General features: G+C 54.8%; 13 protein-coding genes and 1 pseudogene. 5 read left to right on the top strand and 9 right to left on the bottom strand.

Features of this window, described 5'->3' with window-relative positions; all coding sequences use genetic code 11:
* Positions 1-69 precede the first annotated feature (69 nt).
* From AC07OJ_RS03315 to AC07OJ_RS03295, 5 genes are all read left to right on the top strand, one after another.
* The gene (locus tag AC07OJ_RS03315) at positions 70-1,374 is read left to right on the top strand and encodes an EAL domain-containing protein (RefSeq protein WP_495093930.1); all 1,305 of its coding nucleotides are present in this window, start codon (positions 70-72) and stop codon (positions 1,372-1,374) included.
* A 10-nt stretch (positions 1,375-1,384) separates the two neighbouring features.
* A complete protein-coding gene (locus AC07OJ_RS03310; RefSeq protein WP_457346787.1) occupies positions 1,385-1,564 on the top strand; it encodes a hypothetical protein in 180 nt (59 codons plus the stop codon).
* Positions 1,536-2,195 carry a response regulator gene (locus AC07OJ_RS03305; protein ID WP_106803100.1) on the top strand — a complete coding sequence of 220 codons (660 nt, stop codon included), beginning with the start codon at positions 1,536-1,538 and terminating at the stop codon, positions 2,193-2,195. The genes AC07OJ_RS03310 and AC07OJ_RS03305 overlap by 29 nt, the downstream gene beginning before the upstream one ends.
* 2 nt (positions 2,196-2,197) lie before the next feature.
* Positions 2,198-4,615: an ATP-binding protein gene (locus AC07OJ_RS03300; RefSeq protein WP_495093929.1), complete on the top strand. Its 2,418-nt coding sequence runs from the start codon at positions 2,198-2,200 to the stop codon at positions 4,613-4,615.
* A gap of 109 nt (positions 4,616-4,724) precedes the next feature.
* A complete protein-coding gene (locus tag AC07OJ_RS03295) occupies positions 4,725-4,943 on the top strand; it encodes a hypothetical protein (RefSeq protein WP_087693821.1) in 219 nt (72 codons plus the stop codon).
* A 15-nt stretch (positions 4,944-4,958) separates the two neighbouring features.
* Here the strand turns inward: AC07OJ_RS03295 and AC07OJ_RS03290 are convergent.
* The 9 genes and pseudogenes from AC07OJ_RS03290 to gabP all read right to left on the bottom strand — a co-directional run bounded on the left by AC07OJ_RS03290 (position 4,959) and on the right by gabP (position 16,776).
* A pseudogene (locus AC07OJ_RS03290) lies at positions 4,959-6,107 on the bottom strand (IS3 family transposase).
* Between the two features lie 456 nt (positions 6,108-6,563).
* Entirely contained in the window at positions 6,564-7,916 is a 1,353-nt protein-coding gene (locus AC07OJ_RS03285; protein ID WP_495093928.1) for an aminotransferase class III-fold pyridoxal phosphate-dependent enzyme, read from the bottom strand.
* Between the two features lie 84 nt (positions 7,917-8,000).
* Positions 8,001-9,476: an NAD-dependent succinate-semialdehyde dehydrogenase gene (locus tag AC07OJ_RS03280; protein ID WP_495093927.1), complete on the bottom strand. Its 1,476-nt coding sequence runs from the start codon at positions 9,474-9,476 to the stop codon at positions 8,001-8,003.
* Positions 9,477-10,086: 610 nt separating this feature from the next.
* Positions 10,087-11,520 (bottom strand): amino acid permease, encoded by a 1,434-nt coding sequence (locus tag AC07OJ_RS03275; RefSeq protein WP_495093926.1) that lies wholly within the window; start codon positions 11,518-11,520, stop codon positions 10,087-10,089.
* A gap of 196 nt (positions 11,521-11,716) precedes the next feature.
* A complete protein-coding gene (locus AC07OJ_RS03270) occupies positions 11,717-12,574 on the bottom strand; it encodes a DMT family transporter (RefSeq protein ID WP_495093925.1) in 858 nt (285 codons plus the stop codon).
* 69 nt (positions 12,575-12,643) lie between these two features.
* Positions 12,644-13,366, bottom strand: a complete 723-nt coding sequence (locus AC07OJ_RS03265; RefSeq protein WP_106803851.1) for a haloacid dehalogenase type II — start codon at positions 13,364-13,366, stop codon at positions 12,644-12,646.
* Between the two features lie 68 nt (positions 13,367-13,434).
* Positions 13,435-13,764: a tRNA-binding protein gene (locus tag AC07OJ_RS03260; protein ID WP_120448609.1), complete on the bottom strand. Its 330-nt coding sequence runs from the start codon at positions 13,762-13,764 to the stop codon at positions 13,435-13,437.
* A gap of 45 nt (positions 13,765-13,809) precedes the next feature.
* Positions 13,810-15,093 carry a 4-aminobutyrate--2-oxoglutarate transaminase gene (gabT, locus tag AC07OJ_RS03255; RefSeq protein WP_495093924.1) on the bottom strand — a complete coding sequence of 428 codons (1,284 nt, stop codon included), beginning with the start codon at positions 15,091-15,093 and terminating at the stop codon, positions 13,810-13,812.
* Positions 15,094-15,345: 252 nt separating this feature from the next.
* Positions 15,346-16,776, bottom strand: coding sequence for a GABA permease (gabP, locus tag AC07OJ_RS03250; RefSeq protein ID WP_201144461.1), 1,431 nt, complete (start codon positions 16,774-16,776; stop codon positions 15,346-15,348).
* Positions 16,777-16,901: the final 125 nt, after the last annotated feature.

Raw genomic sequence — 16,901 nt, 5'->3', positions numbered from 1 at the left:
AGTCTTATATTTCTCTCACACCCCCCTCTGCTCAAATGTGGTCTCACTACAACCACCGAGCATCAGCAGATGGCAGTCCAAGTCATCGTTCCCTCCGAGCGCGCCCTGCAAAGCCTGGTCATCCTGGCCAGTGACGAGCAGTACGCCCATCGCGTAGCCACGCAGCTCAACGGGAGCCTCCTTTTTCATATCGAACACATCGATTCGTTGAGCGAGTTGATGACACGCTTGCGTAAGCAGCCAGTCGATATCATCGTCGCACAGGTTCACGCCGACCACGTCGACAGCTTGATGTTGCCGTGCTGTGTCAGTGACCTGAATGCTTCCGGGCTGCTATACAGCATTCCGCATATCGTCTGGACCGCACAGCCACAATCCGAACTTGCGCTCACCTCAGGGTTACTGACCGCAGGCATTGAGCAGGGCTGGACGCACACCCTCAATGGCGTCTCGACGGCAGCCCTGGCTTCCCATGCACGCCTAGCCAGGGCTTCAGGTATCCAGGTCGAGATCGCTGTTGAACAACAACCCGAACAGCTCCTAGCAATTATCAGTCAGTTGGCAAACACCGCCCATCCGGCGCCGCGCAGCCCAAACGAGGAAAAACTGGAGCAATTGCTAAATGACGATGAAGTGATTGCGGCCCTCTCCACAGGAGATGGATTAAGAGTGGTCTACCAGCCTCAATACGACCTGGTGACACGAGCAGTCGTCGGGGCGGAGGCTCTGATTCGCTGGCACCACCCGCAGCATGGAGATGTGCCACCCTCGATCCTGATCCCGATGGTAAATCAGCTTGGGCTGGATCTATTGCTGTTCAGCTTTATCGAAAAGACCGTGATCGACACTCTGGGCAAGTTAAACCGTGCAGGCATTGAGATCCCCATCGCCATCAACGCTTCAGCGCGAACGCTCTGCGCCTATGGCCTGGCCACGCGACTCGCGCAAAAGATGCACCGGGCGGGATTGCCTTGCAAACGCCTAAAAATCGAGCTAACCGAAGACCTGGCGCCCGACAGCGAACTCGCCCTTTCAGCCTCGATCACCGCTTTGCGCGCCAAAGGCTTTCGGGTCTCCCTGGACGACTTCGGTGCAGGTGCTGCAACGTTGTCGCTGCTGGCGCGCATGCCGTTCGACGAGATGAAGATTGACGGTGCCTTGGTACGTGCGCTGGGGCAGTCCGCACACTCTTCAGAAATCATCTCGGGCATCGTCGGTCTAACCCAGCTATTTAATATCAACCTGGTCACCGAGGGTATTGAAGATACCGAGAGTATCGAGTTGCTGAGCAAGCTGGGTTGCAACGTTGGGCAGGGTTTCGCCCTGGCCCGGCCGATGGAGAGTGATGTCTTCCTGAGCATGATCATTGCGTAGTGATGCGTTCATGCGCATCGAACCTACAAATGTGATCTCACGCGCGCCGGAAGTAATCAAGGCGCTGCTCAATGATATTTACAACCCCTGCTGGAGCCAAATTGATAGATGGTCTTTAATCAACTGGTTAACCGGCTACTTTCGAGTGTCCATCGGCAACCATGAAAACCATACGCATAGCGATCCTTGATGATCATGCAGTGGTACGCCACGGCCTTGTCAGTCACCTCGCCGAAGAGTCGTCCATCGAGATTGTTGGCGTCTATGAGACCAGCCGTGAACTGATACGCGGCATGGCGACGATGCCTGCCAACGTCTTGCTGCTGGACTTTGCTCTGGGTCGGGATGAACTGGACGGTGTCTCCCTGATTCGCGCCTTGCGGAGCCGCTTCCCTGACTGTCGTATCCTGGTACTATCGAGCCATCATGAGTCGGCCACGGTGTCGCTTGCCTTGCGTGTTGGGGCGCGAGGGTTTGTAGGAAAGGATGAGGGCTTGGGAAGCCTGCTGAAGGCGATTCGTACCGTTGCCTCGGGCGCTATTTACCTGAGTGTCGACATGTCTTACCAAGTGGCCGATGCGGCCAGGCCAGACGAATCGACACAAATGTCGATCAGTGATAACGCCCTGCAGCGCGCCGCCTTGTCGGCGCGGGAGCAGGAAGTGATCCGCTGTTATCTGGAAGGCATGACCGTGACGGAGATCGCCGAGAAGTTCAATCGCAGCATCAAGACCATCAGTACGCAGAAGGCCACCGCTTTTCGCAAGCTTGGGGTCACCTCTAACAACGGCTTGTTCAAGATCATGAAAACCCTGGACTAGACATGATGACCAGGAACTGCGTTCGTTGGGGCGCCAGCCTGTGCCTGTTGATGGCCGCGACATGGGCTAATGCCGGCGCGCGATTTCCCGAACCTGATTTAAGCGTCGAGGAAAGAGTCTGGATCGAACATCATCCGGTATTGCGTGTCGCCGTAGTGGGCAGTCTTTCCCCTATCGAATACGTGGAGAACGGTCGCCTCAAAGGGCTGTCGGCTGAGTATTTGCAGCTGATTGCAGACAAGACCGGCATGAAGATCGACTATGTTGCAGCTCACTCGATTCAAGAGCGCATAGAGCTCCTGACAACTGGACAAGCAGACCTTATCTCCACCTTCAGGCTTAATGGGCCCGGTGTTAAAGACCCCCGACTCCTGCTAACTTCAGCCTATTTGAATACCACTACGGTCATCATCACCCGCATCGGACGCCCGCCTCTTTTCGAGGCTGAACAGCTGGACCAGCTGACCGTGACCCTGCCCTCCTTCGATCGATACAAAGATTTCCTCGCGACGAAGGCACCTGGGGCGAAATTGATCATCGGCGGCAGCGCCCTGACGATGCTGCAGCAAGTTGCCGAAGGCACCGCCGATGCTGCGGTGGCCACTGAAGCCTATCTGCTGCCGTTCCTCTATCGCCAGTTCCAGGGCCAATTGCAGATATCCGGGGTGCTCACCGGTATGGCGTCGCAAATTGGTATGGGCACTCGGAAAAACGAGCCTTTATTGCACTCAATCATCCAGAAGACGCTCGATTCGGTCACCCCTGACGAAGTTCGCGTCCTGCACGCCAATTGGCTGCGCGAACATGCCACCCAGGACCTGACGATAAGGGAAGTTGTGTCCCACTACCCTCATGAGATCGCGTTAATTGTCCTGGTGGTAGTGCTATTGCTCATCACGATTTACCAAACCCAGCGCATGCGCCAGCGTGCCGAGCGCAACGAGCGGGAAAAGGCGATGTTCCTGGCGGTCATGAGCCATGAAATCCGCTCGCCGATGAATGCGGTGGTGGCGGCCGTCGAACTGTTGCGTAACACACCGCTGGACAAGCAGCAACAGCACTTTGCCGACCTGGCCAACCACGGCGCGCAATCGTTGTTGAGGCTGCTCAATGACGTACTGGATATTTCCAAGCTTGATGCCGGGCAGGTCAAGCTCGAATACGAGCCGGTGAACCTCGGCACCCTGGTGAATAACATCGTTGACCTGCATCGCTTGCGGGCCCGGGAGAAGCATTTATCAATCAGCGTCGATGGCGAATCCCACCTGCCACTGTTGATGCTCGACAGCGCCCGCATTGGGCAGGTGCTGCACAACCTGCTGTCCAATGCCATCAAGTTCACCGAAATCGGCGGTGTGGAAGTTGCCTATGCGATCAGTGACCTGCCTTCGTCGCGCAACAAACAGTTGCGGTTGACCGTCACTGATACCGGAATCGGTCTGAGCCCGGAAAGCCAAGTGCGCCTGTTCCAGCCTTACAGCCAGGGAGCACAATCCTATAAGCGCTCAGGTGGCACAGGCCTGGGGCTGGTCATCTGTCGCGACCTGCTTAAACTCATGGGCGGCACCCTCACGCTGGACAGCTCGCTGGGCAAGGGAACGCGCGTTGAATTGTCGCTGACCGCGGAGTTGGCACCGCCCGACTCGACAGAGGCTGAAACCGTGCTCCCCGCCACGAACTGGTCAGCGACATCCGCACCAAAGCCCTTGCGCATTCTGGTCGTGGAGGACACCGTCGCCAACCAGGCGGTATTGCAGGCACAGATCGAGGGCTTCGGCTGCACGCCGGTGATCGCCAGGGACGGCGCCCAGGCCGTGGATTGCTTCGAACAAGGCACCTATGACCTGATCTTGATGGACTGTGACCTGCCGGACCAGGACGGCTATTCGCTGACGCGTCTGCTGCGCATGATCGAACAGGATGCCGCACAAACACGCTGCCCCATCATTGCGATCTCCGCCTCTACGGGCAACCAGCATGTCGCCCGCTGTTTTGATGCCGGCATGGACGGCATCCTCAGCAAGCCGATCAGCCTTGGCAAGTTGCAGGATGCCATCGAGTTATGGTGCGGCGTGACCCTGACGTTACTGCCACACCCCTTCGCCCAACGGCAACCTGTGGGCCACCAGCAGATCCTTGAAGCATTGGAACGGGACCTACTGGCGCTACTTGAAGGGATGGTTCTGCGCAACCTGGAACCGGCCCTCCACGCAGCCCACCGTCTACACGGCGCAGCACTCAGTATCGAATGGCCAGATGTGGCCCGCCAAGCGGGACAGCTGGAGGCCCTTCTCAGGACTGCCACGCCATGGAGCGACCCAACCTGCGCCACGACCTTACAGGCACTGCTTCATGGGTTTCGCTCCACGAGCTTCAGCCATCCCGTTTTCGACCCGCCCGTCCCTCCCGCGGCAGATTGAGATTCGGGTCTGTGAATTAAGAGCAGTCTGATGTGATTCACCGCCCTGCCCCCCTGAAAATCGGTCTTGTCAGCTAAAGACTAACTCAACCGCTCCCAAGGTTTGAATGATGGATCCTTTGCACGAGATTCAAAAACGGCAACTAAGGCTGATAGAGTCAGCCTCCGTTAACGAAGCCTGCGCCGTTGACTTGCTGAGTCTATTGCGCAAGTTGACCGCGGCCGAAGCCAGTAATGTCCTAAATATCGTCACGCTGCTGCAAAGCGAGGCGGAATTTTTGCGCGAACTTTCAAAGGAAATGGCCACGCGAGAATATGAGGCACTGTGAATCGCCCCGGATTCTCTAGACACCTTGCAAGCTCATTGCGTAACGCTTTTTAAACTCTACCGGTGACAGCTGATTGTTGAAACCATGGCGGCGTTTTACGTTGTAGAACATCTCGATGTAATCGAACACATCACTACGAGCGTCTTCCTGCGTGGTGTAGATTCTCCGCTTGATCCGTTCCGTTTCAGAAGCTGGAAAAAGCTCTCGGCCACGGCGTTGTCATGACAGTTGCCTCGGCGACTCATGCTGGCAACCAAATTGTTTGCCTTCAAAAAGCTGCGCCAATCATAGCTGCTGTATTGGCTACCTTGGTCGTAGTGAACCATCACCTCCTGGTTCGGTTTACGCCTCCAAACCGCCATCAATAACGCATCAATGGCCAAATCACTGGTCATCTGCGACTTCATTGACCAGCCGACGACCTGACGAGAAAACAGATCCAGCACCACCGCCAAATACAGCCAGCCTTCATACGTGCGAATGTAGGTGATATCGGTGACCCAAACTTTGTTGGATTCTACGACATCGAACTGGCGCTTCAGTAAATTGGGTGAAGCGACCGCTGGCTTATCGCCGTACTTGCCAGGGCGGAGTCGGTACCCTGTCTGAGAGCGCAGACCTTCAAGACGCATCAGCCTCGCCACACGATGCCGACCACAATCCTCACCGACCTCGCGCAGATCGTCATGGATTTTTCGATAGCCATAAACGCCACCGCTTTCCAGCCACGAATGCTTGATCAAACCCAGTGATCGTTGATCGTCTTTAGCACGTGCAGATTGCGGTTCAGACAACCAAGCGTAATAACCACTGGGATGGACTTTCAGCGTCAGGCAAAGCCGTCGAATCGAATAGTCGCCCGCTCGCTGCTTGATAAAGGCGTACTTCAACCGCACTCCTTGGCAAAGTACGCGGCGGCCTTTTTAATATGTCTCGCTCTTCAGTGACGCGCTTAAGTTCCGCTCTCAGGCGACGCAGTTCAGCGTGCTGATCATCATCCTGCTGCCGTTCTTCTTGGGGTTTGCTGTAGCGCTTTATCCAGGTATAGAGGCTATGCGTCGACACGCCGAGACGGGCGGCTACCTCAGCGACAGGCAGCTTCTTTTCGGTCACTTGATTGACTGCTTGGATTTTGAATTCTTCGGAGTAACGCGGGTTGCTCATGGCACCTCCTAATTGGCCTCAGTTTAAGGCAAAGAGGTGTCTATGAAACCCGGGGCGATTCACACGTTAGACAAAAGGGCCGCCGTTCAGGCCCTCGCCGCCAGCCACCGCTTAAGTAGCTGCCAAAGGTCGGATCGACCAGACGAGCGGAAAACCTCGTCCATGAACATTAATCGATGAACAAGCACATTCATTTTGAGCGCATTGAGCCCAGCGGAGTGGGCTTACGAGCAGCTTGTGAACATCTGGCATCGCCCACTTGTAAAATCATGTATCTGGTACGGTCTGCGCGCGGGACTACAGACTCAGTAAGCCTGGGTGAATCGCTGCGTCTTATCGTCTGCGTTTTTGTAACGCCGTGCTAGTAAGCAATTAAACGGCTTATAGCTATCTTAAAAAGAAGGTCTTCTGATCGAAGACCTTAAACGCAGTGCTAAATCGCGCAGCGGAAAGCGGTCAGACCCATTTAGCGCCGATCACCTTTTCGATAGAAAAGGTCAGAATCTCAATCAGCTTGTCGACGTCAGCATTGGTGTAATTCAGAGAGGGAGCAAAACCGAGTATGTCGTCTGCAAAAGCACGGAATACAAGCCCCTCGCTAAACGCATGGGCCAAGATTTTCTGACCGATTTTCAAGCTCGGGTCAGGCTTGGCTCGTGTGTGCTTGTCTGTAACAAGTTCAACGCCCGCCAGCATACCCTGCCCCCGCACCTGTCCTACTACGGCCAGCGCCTCGAGGCTACGCAGCCTTTCCTGGAAATACTCACCAACAGCTTTGCCATTTTCCAAGAGACCGGTTTCGTACAGATCCAGCGTAGCGTTGGCAATTGCCGCGCTGACAGGATGTCCAGCGTAGGTTTGGCCATGACCAAACGGAGTACCGTCAGCGCCAGCCTCCGCGATTGCGGCATAGATGCTATCGGAGATGATCGTTGCGCCCATGGGCGCGTACCCTGAAGTCAGGCCTTTGGCGAGTGTCAAGATATCTGGACTAACACCTTCATGCTCGCAGGCGAACATTGGGCCAGTACGACCAAATCCAGTAATCACCTCATCAACGATCAGCAGGATGCCGAGCCTGTCACAGGTCTCGCGCATTGCTTTCAGATAACCAGCAGGAGGAACAATTACCCCACCAGAGCCAATGATGGGCTCGCAGATGAACGCGGCCACTTTTTCCTTGCCAATTTCTCGCACTTTACTTTCAAGTGCCGCAACGGTCGCTTGCAGTACCGATACCTCATCTGGGCCGGCACTATGACGGTAAGTGTAAGGCGCTTCAATGTGGTGCTGGGTAGGCGCAGGTACATCAAAATAGCGATGGAACACGGGCAGTGCGGTAAGTCCGCTGCCCAAAGCTGAGGAGCCGTGATAGCCACGCTGCACTGCAATGAAGTGCTTTTTTTCAGGCTGTCCGATCGCGTTGAAGTAGTAGCGTACCGTTCGGATCGCTGTGTCTACCGCATCAGATCCGCCCTGCCCGAAAATGACGTGGTTCAAACCAGAAGGCGCCAGGTTGGCTAAACGATGGGCTAGCTCAATCGCAGGCTCGTTACCGAAGCCGAAGTAACCGGTCGCGTAAGGCAGAACTTCAAGCTGCTTCCTTGCGGCCTCGATGATCGTCGGCTGCCCGTAACCGGCGTTCACACACCAGAGGCCCGAGAAGGCGTCTTGGACTCGATGACCATTCACATCCACCAGGTGAATCCCATCCGCACTTTTCCAGGCACATACGCCCTTTGCCTGGTGATTCATCAGGGCGGTCACAGGGTGAACCCAGTGTTGATCTTTTTTCTGAAGGTTGTTCATACGATCTCTCAATAAACACGCATAGCGGATTCTCTTTGCCTCAAACAGGTTTGAGTAAAGAGCTCACTCATCAAAGGTCGGGAGTCAATCCAGGCCGCCTTGGCAGACATATTTGATGTGCATGTATTCCTCCAGGCCATGTACGGAGCCTTCTCGGCCATAGCCCGAATCCTTCACTCCCCCAAACGGAGCGGCTTCGGCGGCTATAGCACCTTCGTTCACGCCAACAATGCCGCACTCCAGCGCATCAGTAACCCGGTGCACACGGCGCATGTCGTTGGTATAGAAATAAGATGCCAATCCAAATGGCGAGTCATTGGCCATCTTGATGACCTCTTCCTCGGTTTCAAACCGAGTGATGGGTGCAACCGGCCCGAAGGTTTCTTCATGGAAGCATTTAGAGGAAGGATCTACGTCCGCCAGGACGGTTGGCGCGTAGTAAGTGGACTCGGCACGCTGTTCGGTAAAAAGACGCTTGCCACCCGTGAGGACTCGAGCACCACGCGCGACTGCATCATTGACGTGCTCCTCGATCTTGGCGATCGCTTTGGCGTTGATCATAGGGCCAATCTGCGACGTCGAATCGCTGGCAGGGCCAACGACCAGGGCCGACACGCGGGCGCTGAGTTTCTCCAGGAAATTGCCGTAGATTTTCGACTGAACGTACACACGGTTTGGACACACGCAGGTCTGGCCGCCGTTACGGAATTTAGCCACCATCAAACCTTCTACTGCGGCATCGATATCGGCGTCCTCGAACACGATGAACGGTGCATTACCGCCCAGTTCCAGCGCCAATTTCTTCAGGGTACGCGATGATTCGTGGGCCAGGTGCTTACCGACCGGCGTCGATCCTGTGAAGGTGATTTTGCGAACGCGGGGATCATCCAACCAGACATCCGCTACCGTTTTTGAGGCGGAAGTGTTGACGATGTTCAAGACGCCAGCCGGGACGCCCGCCTCCTCCGCAAGCTTCACCAATGCCAAAGCAGTCAGAGGTGTTTCCGCCGCTGGCTTACAGACAACAGTACAACCTGCGGCCAGAGCAGGAGCGATTTTCCGAGCGATCATCGCTGCGGGAAAGTTCCAAGGCGTGATGGCCGCTACAACGCCTACCGGCTCCCTGTAAGCAGCCATTTTACGTCCGCGTACGGCTTGAGGAATGATGTCACCGTTCGCCCGGGTGGCTTCCTCAGCAAACCACTCTACATAACTTGCGGCGTAGGCGATTTCGCCAACGGCTTCAGCAAGGGGCTTACCTTGCTCAGTAGAAATGATCTTACCCAAGTCTTCAGCGTTAGCCATGATCAAGTCATTCCAGCGCTTCAAGATCACAGCTCGCTGCTTGGCGGGCGTCGAGCGCCAAGCTTCAAACGCTTGCACTGCAGCGTCAACTGCAGCCTTTGCATCCTTTTCGTCGCTATCGGCAACGAGGGTTACGCGCTCTCCCGAAGCTGGGTTGTTGACTGGGAGGGTTGCGCCAGAGACTGCGTCCTGCCACACACCCGCGATAAAGTTCTTGGTGAGTATCAACGCTTCGCGCTGCAGCTTAAAACTCATAAAACCTCCAAAGAGATTCGTAAAAAATGAAAAGAAAATACCTTCGTGACTACACCACGAAGGAACAGGTATTCATGTACCGTCGATGACTAAGCACTTAGAGCCATGGTTCAATCCACTACGCCTGCAGGCCGTCTTTGGGAGGCGTAACATCAACCATTCATCTTGGGTAAATCCTAAGCAACGAACTCAGTATCAGCTACCGATCCCGAGCAGGATAAACAGGGGTGTTTTTAGTATTTAAAGTATTAATCATTTAAGCCTTGAAGTGCCCCCTAGTGGTTTCGAGAACGGGGGGATACTTCAATATGAATATGAGGGCATGGGCAGGCTACCAACACGTTGTCATCTTTCTCGGTAACAGGCCTTGCCAAACAAAAATCCCGAATGGCGACTAGCATGCTGATGAATAGACTTTTATTATTATTCATTTAATACCCCGTGCAAGATTAGTCATTCAGAGGTTGATTTTTACGATTAGTCAAATGAGCACTGAAAGGTTAAGTGCTGTTATGAGGGGACGGGATCCATTGCCACCCTTCTTTCGCAAAGGGTGGCTTTCTTCTGATAAACACAACATTCACGCGGTCTGCTGAGTGTGAGTCTATGGTCAGAGTCTTACGTTGTGTTCCTGGCGCTTCAAGCGATTACAACGTCGCTGATGCACGATCCCAATCAGCACCAAAGCGAGACCCGCACTGCCTGTCGACACTACCAGGACCTGGTACTCAGCCATGAAAGACATCACCGCCAAACACGCCACGATGAAGATAATCACCGCCCAGGTCAGCCAAGGAAACAGCCACATTTTCAGCGGGATTTCACTGCCCTTCAGTTCCAGCTTGCGGCGCATTTTCAGCTGAGAGCACGCGATAACCAGATACACCAGAAGCGCGATAGTACCGGTCATGTTCATCAGCGTATCGAGCACATCCTTGGGCCTCAGCGCCTCGCTGAAATTGATCAGCGCCAGAATCACAGCCACCAGACAGGATCCGACGATGGCATAGAGCGGAACACCCGTTCCTTGTTTTGTAAACTTGAAGAATGACGGGGCGTCGCCGCGACTGGCCAACGAATAGAGCATGCGTGAAGCTGTGTAGTGCGCGGAAATCAAGCAGCTGCTCACCGACGTCAGCACCACGAAATTCATCAGCACTTCTGCACCAGGCACCCCAAGCAGCTCCAGCGTGCGTCGGTAGGCCCCATAGCCTGGCGCACCGAGCATGGGGTCATTCCATGGCACCAAGCACACAATCAGGAAAATCGAGCCCACGTAAAACAACCCTACGCGCCAAACGACCGACTTGGTCGTCTTGATGATCTGCTGGGACGGGTTCGCAGACTCAGAAGCGGCAATAGTCGCGATCTCTGCCCCCAGGAACGCAAACATCACTCCCAGCATGGCGCCGACGACAGGGTCTATGCCGTTCGGCATGAAACCGTGCGCCGTCAAGTTGGTGATACCCCTCACCTCCCCCAGCGTCCAGATATTGGCTACCGCGAGGCCACACACTATCAAGAAGCAGAAAATCGCCACGACTTTGATCAGTGCAAACCAGAACTCAAATTCGCCGTAGTTTTTCACGTTGAAGAAGTTGATGCTGATCAGTACCAGCGTGGTTGCCAGAACGAAGACATTGATACTGATCGATGGAAACCAGCCGTTAAGGATCTTGCCTGCAACGTAGGCCTCCCAAGCCATGAGGCTTACCCAGTAGCCCCAATAAAGCCAGCCAATGGTAAAACCGGCCCACCGGCCAATCGCCCGATCGGCGTAAGTTGAGAAAGACCCCGTATCAGGGGAGGACGTCGCCATCTCACCCAGCATTCTCATGATAAGCATCATCAGAATACCGCCGACCAGAAATGCCAAGACGGCAGCGGGACCTGCAGTATGGATGATACTTGCCGACCCTACGAACAGAGAGCCACCAATGACCCCCGCGATAGACATCATGGTGAGATGCCTGGACTTGAGCCCCGTCTTGAGTTGACTATCTTGGATCTTCGGGTTTTCGATACTTATATTTGTTTCAATCATCGAGTCACCTCTATTTTTACCAACGACATTTCCGCCAAGAATCTGCGGCGCTGCGCACTTGGATGTTCTACTTCGATAGTTCAGGCATATAAAAAAGCCCCCAGCGTGACGGGGGCAAGGTTAAATCGGCGACTATGAATAGAATGACCTGTTCTATTCCTTCACCTTATTGACGCACGCGCACAATCAATAACGTTTACGAAGTTGCTCTTCTCGACATTATCATCGAGCAAACAACTAATCCCGCGCCTACCCAGATGTACCACTGCATGCCGACCTGCAAGTAGATGGCCAAGAATGCGGTGGACAGCACAGGTGTGGCATAACTGAGGACGGCTACCTGCTCATGATTGGCCTTTTTCATGGCATAGTCCCAGAGGTAAAAGGCTCCACCCATAGGTCCCAAGCCCATGTAGACAATTGCCCAGGTCTCACTAGGGGTGAGCGACGGCCACTGCGCGCCTGCGCGATAAACCAACAGGCACGCAGCGCCCGACACAAGACAAAACAGCCCAACCGATGCACTGCGAACGCCCGCATATTGCTTGGCAAGTAGCGAGTAAGCTGCCCACAGGATGGCCGAAACAAATGCCAGGCCATAGCCAAGCCAGTTACCCTCACCCAGAGAGTGATCCGGATTACAGCTGATCACTGCGCCAACAAAACCCACGAGTCCGGCCAAAATCGATCTCGTGGTGAGTCGCCCGCTCGACACAAAGAGTGGAGCCATCACCACGATCAGCACAGGCCAAAGGTAGTGCAGCAGACTGACGCCGATCGGATCAGCCAGTTGGAGCGCGTAAAAATAAATGACGTGGTAGGCCAACATGCAGAATGTGCCCAGCACAAAGAGCCTGCGCGGCATAGCCCAGAGCCTGAACCACGGAAGCCCGATGAGCCCGCCAATAAATAGCGCAGCCCCCGTAATAAACATGGGAGATACGTTCTGGCAGTAGGTAACACTCACTGCCAAGGTGCTCCAGATGATCACTGAGACTACCGCTGGGATAATCCCGAACTGAGATCTTGAGACAGTTGAATCATACGATCTCATGGCAGTCTCGCTGTTAGTTCAAGTTCAGCGGAAAATACCGGCGACCCACAACAGTCGCCGGCATCGGTATTAACCCTTAAGCGCTTGCTTATGGGCCTCAGCCATCTCGCCCATGCTGTTGAAGCGGAAATCGATGTTGGGCATACGCGACGGAACGTGGGTCGCACCGTAGCCTTCTTTACCGTGACGGCGGTAGATCCAGGCCGAAGCCAGACCTGCGTCGTTGGCGGGGATATGGTCGTGGTAAAGGCTTTCTGCAGTGTGCAGGATATCGCCTTTCTCGATGCCAGCTTGAGCCAGAGCATCGATCATGAAGGTAAAGTTGTTTGGGTTTGGTTTGTACGAACCCACATCCTGAGCGGTGATAATGTGGTCGAACTCGACACCCAGCTTCGCATTGCTCAGCTTGAATTCATTGCGGTCGATGTTGGACAGGATGACCAGCTTGTAGTGGTTCTTCAGATACTGCAAAGCTTCCACCGTATCTGGGAACGCAGGCCAGTTCTTCACAGAGGTGCCGAACTCTTCACGCTCAGCAGCCTCAGGTTGCAGGCCCCATTCTTTGGCGATGCGGTCATACACAGCGCGCAGAATGTCCTGGTAAAGCGCACCAGGGGTCTCGGTTTGCTGAGGCGACTCGTTGCGACCAAACACTTCCAGCAGCTCGTCAGAGGTGAAAGACTTGCCAGTGCGCTTGGCCAGTGGTTGGAGGGCGTTGACGATACCGGTTTCCCAGTCGATCAGGGTGCCGTAGCAGTCGAAGGTCAACGCTTTGAAGTCGGTCAGTTGCATCTTGATATCCTACTTTAGGTTTACTTGTTTTGAATCAGCCGCGGTATCGCAGCACAGCGGCTAGAGGGTTAAAAAATCTTGCTACCGAGTGGAACAGGCCGCTCTGTGGTCAGGTAAACAACCTCACCCGGCTCACGATCGACACCCAACATCAATACTTCGGAGGTAAAGCCCGCAATCTTCCTGGCGCCCAGATTGACGGCGCAAACCACCTGCTTACCGACAAGCTCCTCAGGGCTGTAGAGCTTGGTGTACTGCGCGCTGGTGGTTTTCTCGCCCAACTCACCAAAATTGATCCAGAACTTATAAGCTGGCTTGTTTGCTTTTTCATTGAGCTCCACTCGCACGACCTCGCCGATACGAATGTCAACCTCATTGAACGCTTCAAACGGGGACATAACCACTCCAGTATTATTGCGGTGTAAATCGATAAAACCTCAGCCTTATGCTTCGGCGACAACCAGCGCACGCTCAAACATGCCCAAGGCTTCAGCCACATCCTGCTCGGAAATGACCAGTGGGCAGATGAATCGGACAACATTGCGGTACACGCCGCATTTGATCACCAGCAACCCCTCTTCACGGGCAGCATCGATGATCCGCTGCGCCAGAGCCGCATCTGGCTCTTTTGACTCACGATCAGAAACGAACTCAACGGCTGCCATTGCACCGATCGCACGCACGTGACCGATGCCTTTGAAGCGGCCTTCCAGGGCTTTGAAGCCTTCAAGAAGCTGGGCGCCGATCGCGCGGCTACGCTCCGTCAGGTTTTCCGACTCGAAGATCTTGATGACTTCCAAGGCTGCAGCGCAACCGAGCGGGTTGCCACCATACGTACCGCCCAAGCCACCTGGTTGTGGGGCATCCATGATTGCGGCACGACCTACGACACCAGAGATCGGCAGACCGCCGGCCATGCTCTTGGCAACGGTTACCAAGTCAGGCTGGATGCCGGAGTGCTCGAAGCCGAACATCTTGCCGGTACGGCCGAAGCCGGTCTGAATTTCGTCGCAGATCAGGACGATGCCCAGCTCCTGAGTTTTCTTGCGCAGAGCACGCATGAACTCGACCGGCGCGGCGATGAAGCCACCATCACCCTGGACGGGCTCAATGATGATTGCAGCGACGCGATCAGCAGCGATTTGAGTGTCAAATACCTCCTGCAGAGCGGCCAGTGCTTTCTCGGTGGTCACCCCACGGTACTCGTTCGGATACGGCGTATGGTAGATATCCGGAGCGTACGGGCCGAAATTCTGGCGGTAAGGCTGGCTCATACCAGTGAGGGTCATACCCATCAAGGTACGACCGTGGAAACCGCCACGGAATGCGATCACACCTGGACGATTGGTATGGCCACGCGCGATCTTGATGGCGTTCTCAACAGCTTCAGCACCGGTAGTCAGGAACACTGACTTGTAGTGCTCCTCGCCACCCACCAGGTTGTTCAGCTTTGCGGCGAGGTCGGTGTATTGGTTGTAAGCCGCGACCTGGAAGCAGATGTGCGAGAAGGTATCCAGCTGCTTACGTACCGCTTCGACGACGCGTGGGTGGTTGTGACCGACGTTCAGCACGCCGATACCACCTACGAAGTCCAAGTATTTCTTGCCTTGGTCATCCCAGAGGTAAGCACCTGCAGCGCGGCTCACGGTGATCGGGTGAGCAACCGCAACACCATTGGATACATGTTGTGCGCGAGGCGATACGGACAGTTTTTGTTGAGAAGACATGGTATTCACCTTTGTGTGTCAGTGTGGCAATCATAACGACACCCTCACACTCAAAATACGTGCGAGAACTAGGAAGACTGATTGATTTTTTCGTACTAAAAGTAGGTACAGCAAAGATGGGGCTCAGGGCAGGAAAGCGAGACAGCAATAAGCCGAGCCCAACTATTCCGCTGGCAACTGGTCGGCCAAGAACAAGGGGACGCGCGCCCCCGCCCCCTCCACCCCTCTTGAATAACCTGGACCTGAAGGAGGTCAGCGGCGGTTATTGCTGACGAGACCCTGAGACCAATTCGCCGCGTTGCTACGGCGCTTGGTGTAAACACCAGTGGCAACGATCACGAGTGCCAGCACCGCCGTCGACGCCACCTCATAAGTGTGTTTAGGGAGCGTCAGCATCAGGCACAGCGCGGCCGTAATGAAAATGATCACAAGCCAGGTCAGCCAAGGGTAAAGCCACATCTTGAAGCCCAACTCCTGGCCGTCAGCGACCAGCTGCTTGCGCATGCGCAACTGCGAAACCGCGATAACCAGGTAGACCAGCAATGCAACTGCCCCCGAGGTTGCCAGGAGGAATGCAAATACTGTCTCAGGGGCAAAGTAGTTAATGGCAGTCGTAACGAAGCCAATAGCCGTACTGGCCAAGACCGCCCTGCGCGGGACATTTGAGGCAGTCGTCGCCTTGAGCGCTTGTGGCGCATCACCGCGCTTGGCCAGGGAGAACATCATCCTGGAAGCGGTGTAGATGGCCGAATTGAGACAGCTCGCTACAGCGACGAGAACCACGATATCGACGATCAGCTTGGCGTAGGGAATTTGCAGCAGCTCCAGCGCACGCTGGTACGACCCAACCACGGAGAGCTGGGCGTCGTTCCATGGCACGATGGAAACCACCATAAAGATCGAAACAATGTAGAAAATACCGATGCGCCAAATAACAGAGTTTGTAGCCCGGGCGATCTGCTGAGACGGGTTTTTCGATTCTGCTGCAGCGATCGTGACGATCTCGGTACCCATGAAGCTGAACATGGTCGTCAGCAAGGCACCCAGCACCGGCCCATAGCCATTCGGGGCGAAACCGCCATTTGCGTGCATGGTAGCAACGAAGCCTTCAACCTCCCGACCGGGCAGCCCTCCCACGAGAGCGACTGCAACCAAGATGATGAATGCCATGATTGCGACCACTTTCGACAACGCAAACCAGAACTCAAACTCGCCGTACTTAGCGACGCTGAAGAGATTTGAAATGGTCAGAAGTGCAGTGATCGCCAACGCGAACAACCAGGTATCAATAACCGGGAACCACGTGTTCAAAATGGCAGCTGCTGCAATTGCCTCCAAGGGGATAACGAGAACCCAGAACCACCAATACAACCAACCGATTGAAAATCCGGCCCATTGACCGATGGCCCTGTTCGCATAGGTGGAGAATGATCCGGTATCGGGAGAGGCTACTGCCATTTCGCCGAGCATTCGCATCACCAGCACAACAAGCGTACCGGCTGCGATATATGAAAGAAGCACCGCCGGGCCAGCAGCAGCAATTGCATGACCCGAGCCAACAAACAAACCCGCCCCGATGACACCCGCAATCGAGAGCATCGTGACGTGGCGCTGTTTTAAACCAGTGGAAAGGTTTGATCCTTCAGCAGTAGCTGAATGGACTGAATGAGAGGGTTGGGACATCTTGAAAAGCCTCGAGTTATTATTAGGCAGGCGTACATATCTGGATCTAACTACTCGGTTCGCACGACCGGCAGGCCCTTTCCCTGGGACTTACAGGGAATCATTGAACAGGAGGGGGACGAAAG

This window comes from Pseudomonas sp. GW821-FHT09C08 (assembly GCF_059418125.1).
Note: the sequence above shows the minus strand (reverse complement) of the source record. Positions and strands in the feature narration are given on the sequence as shown.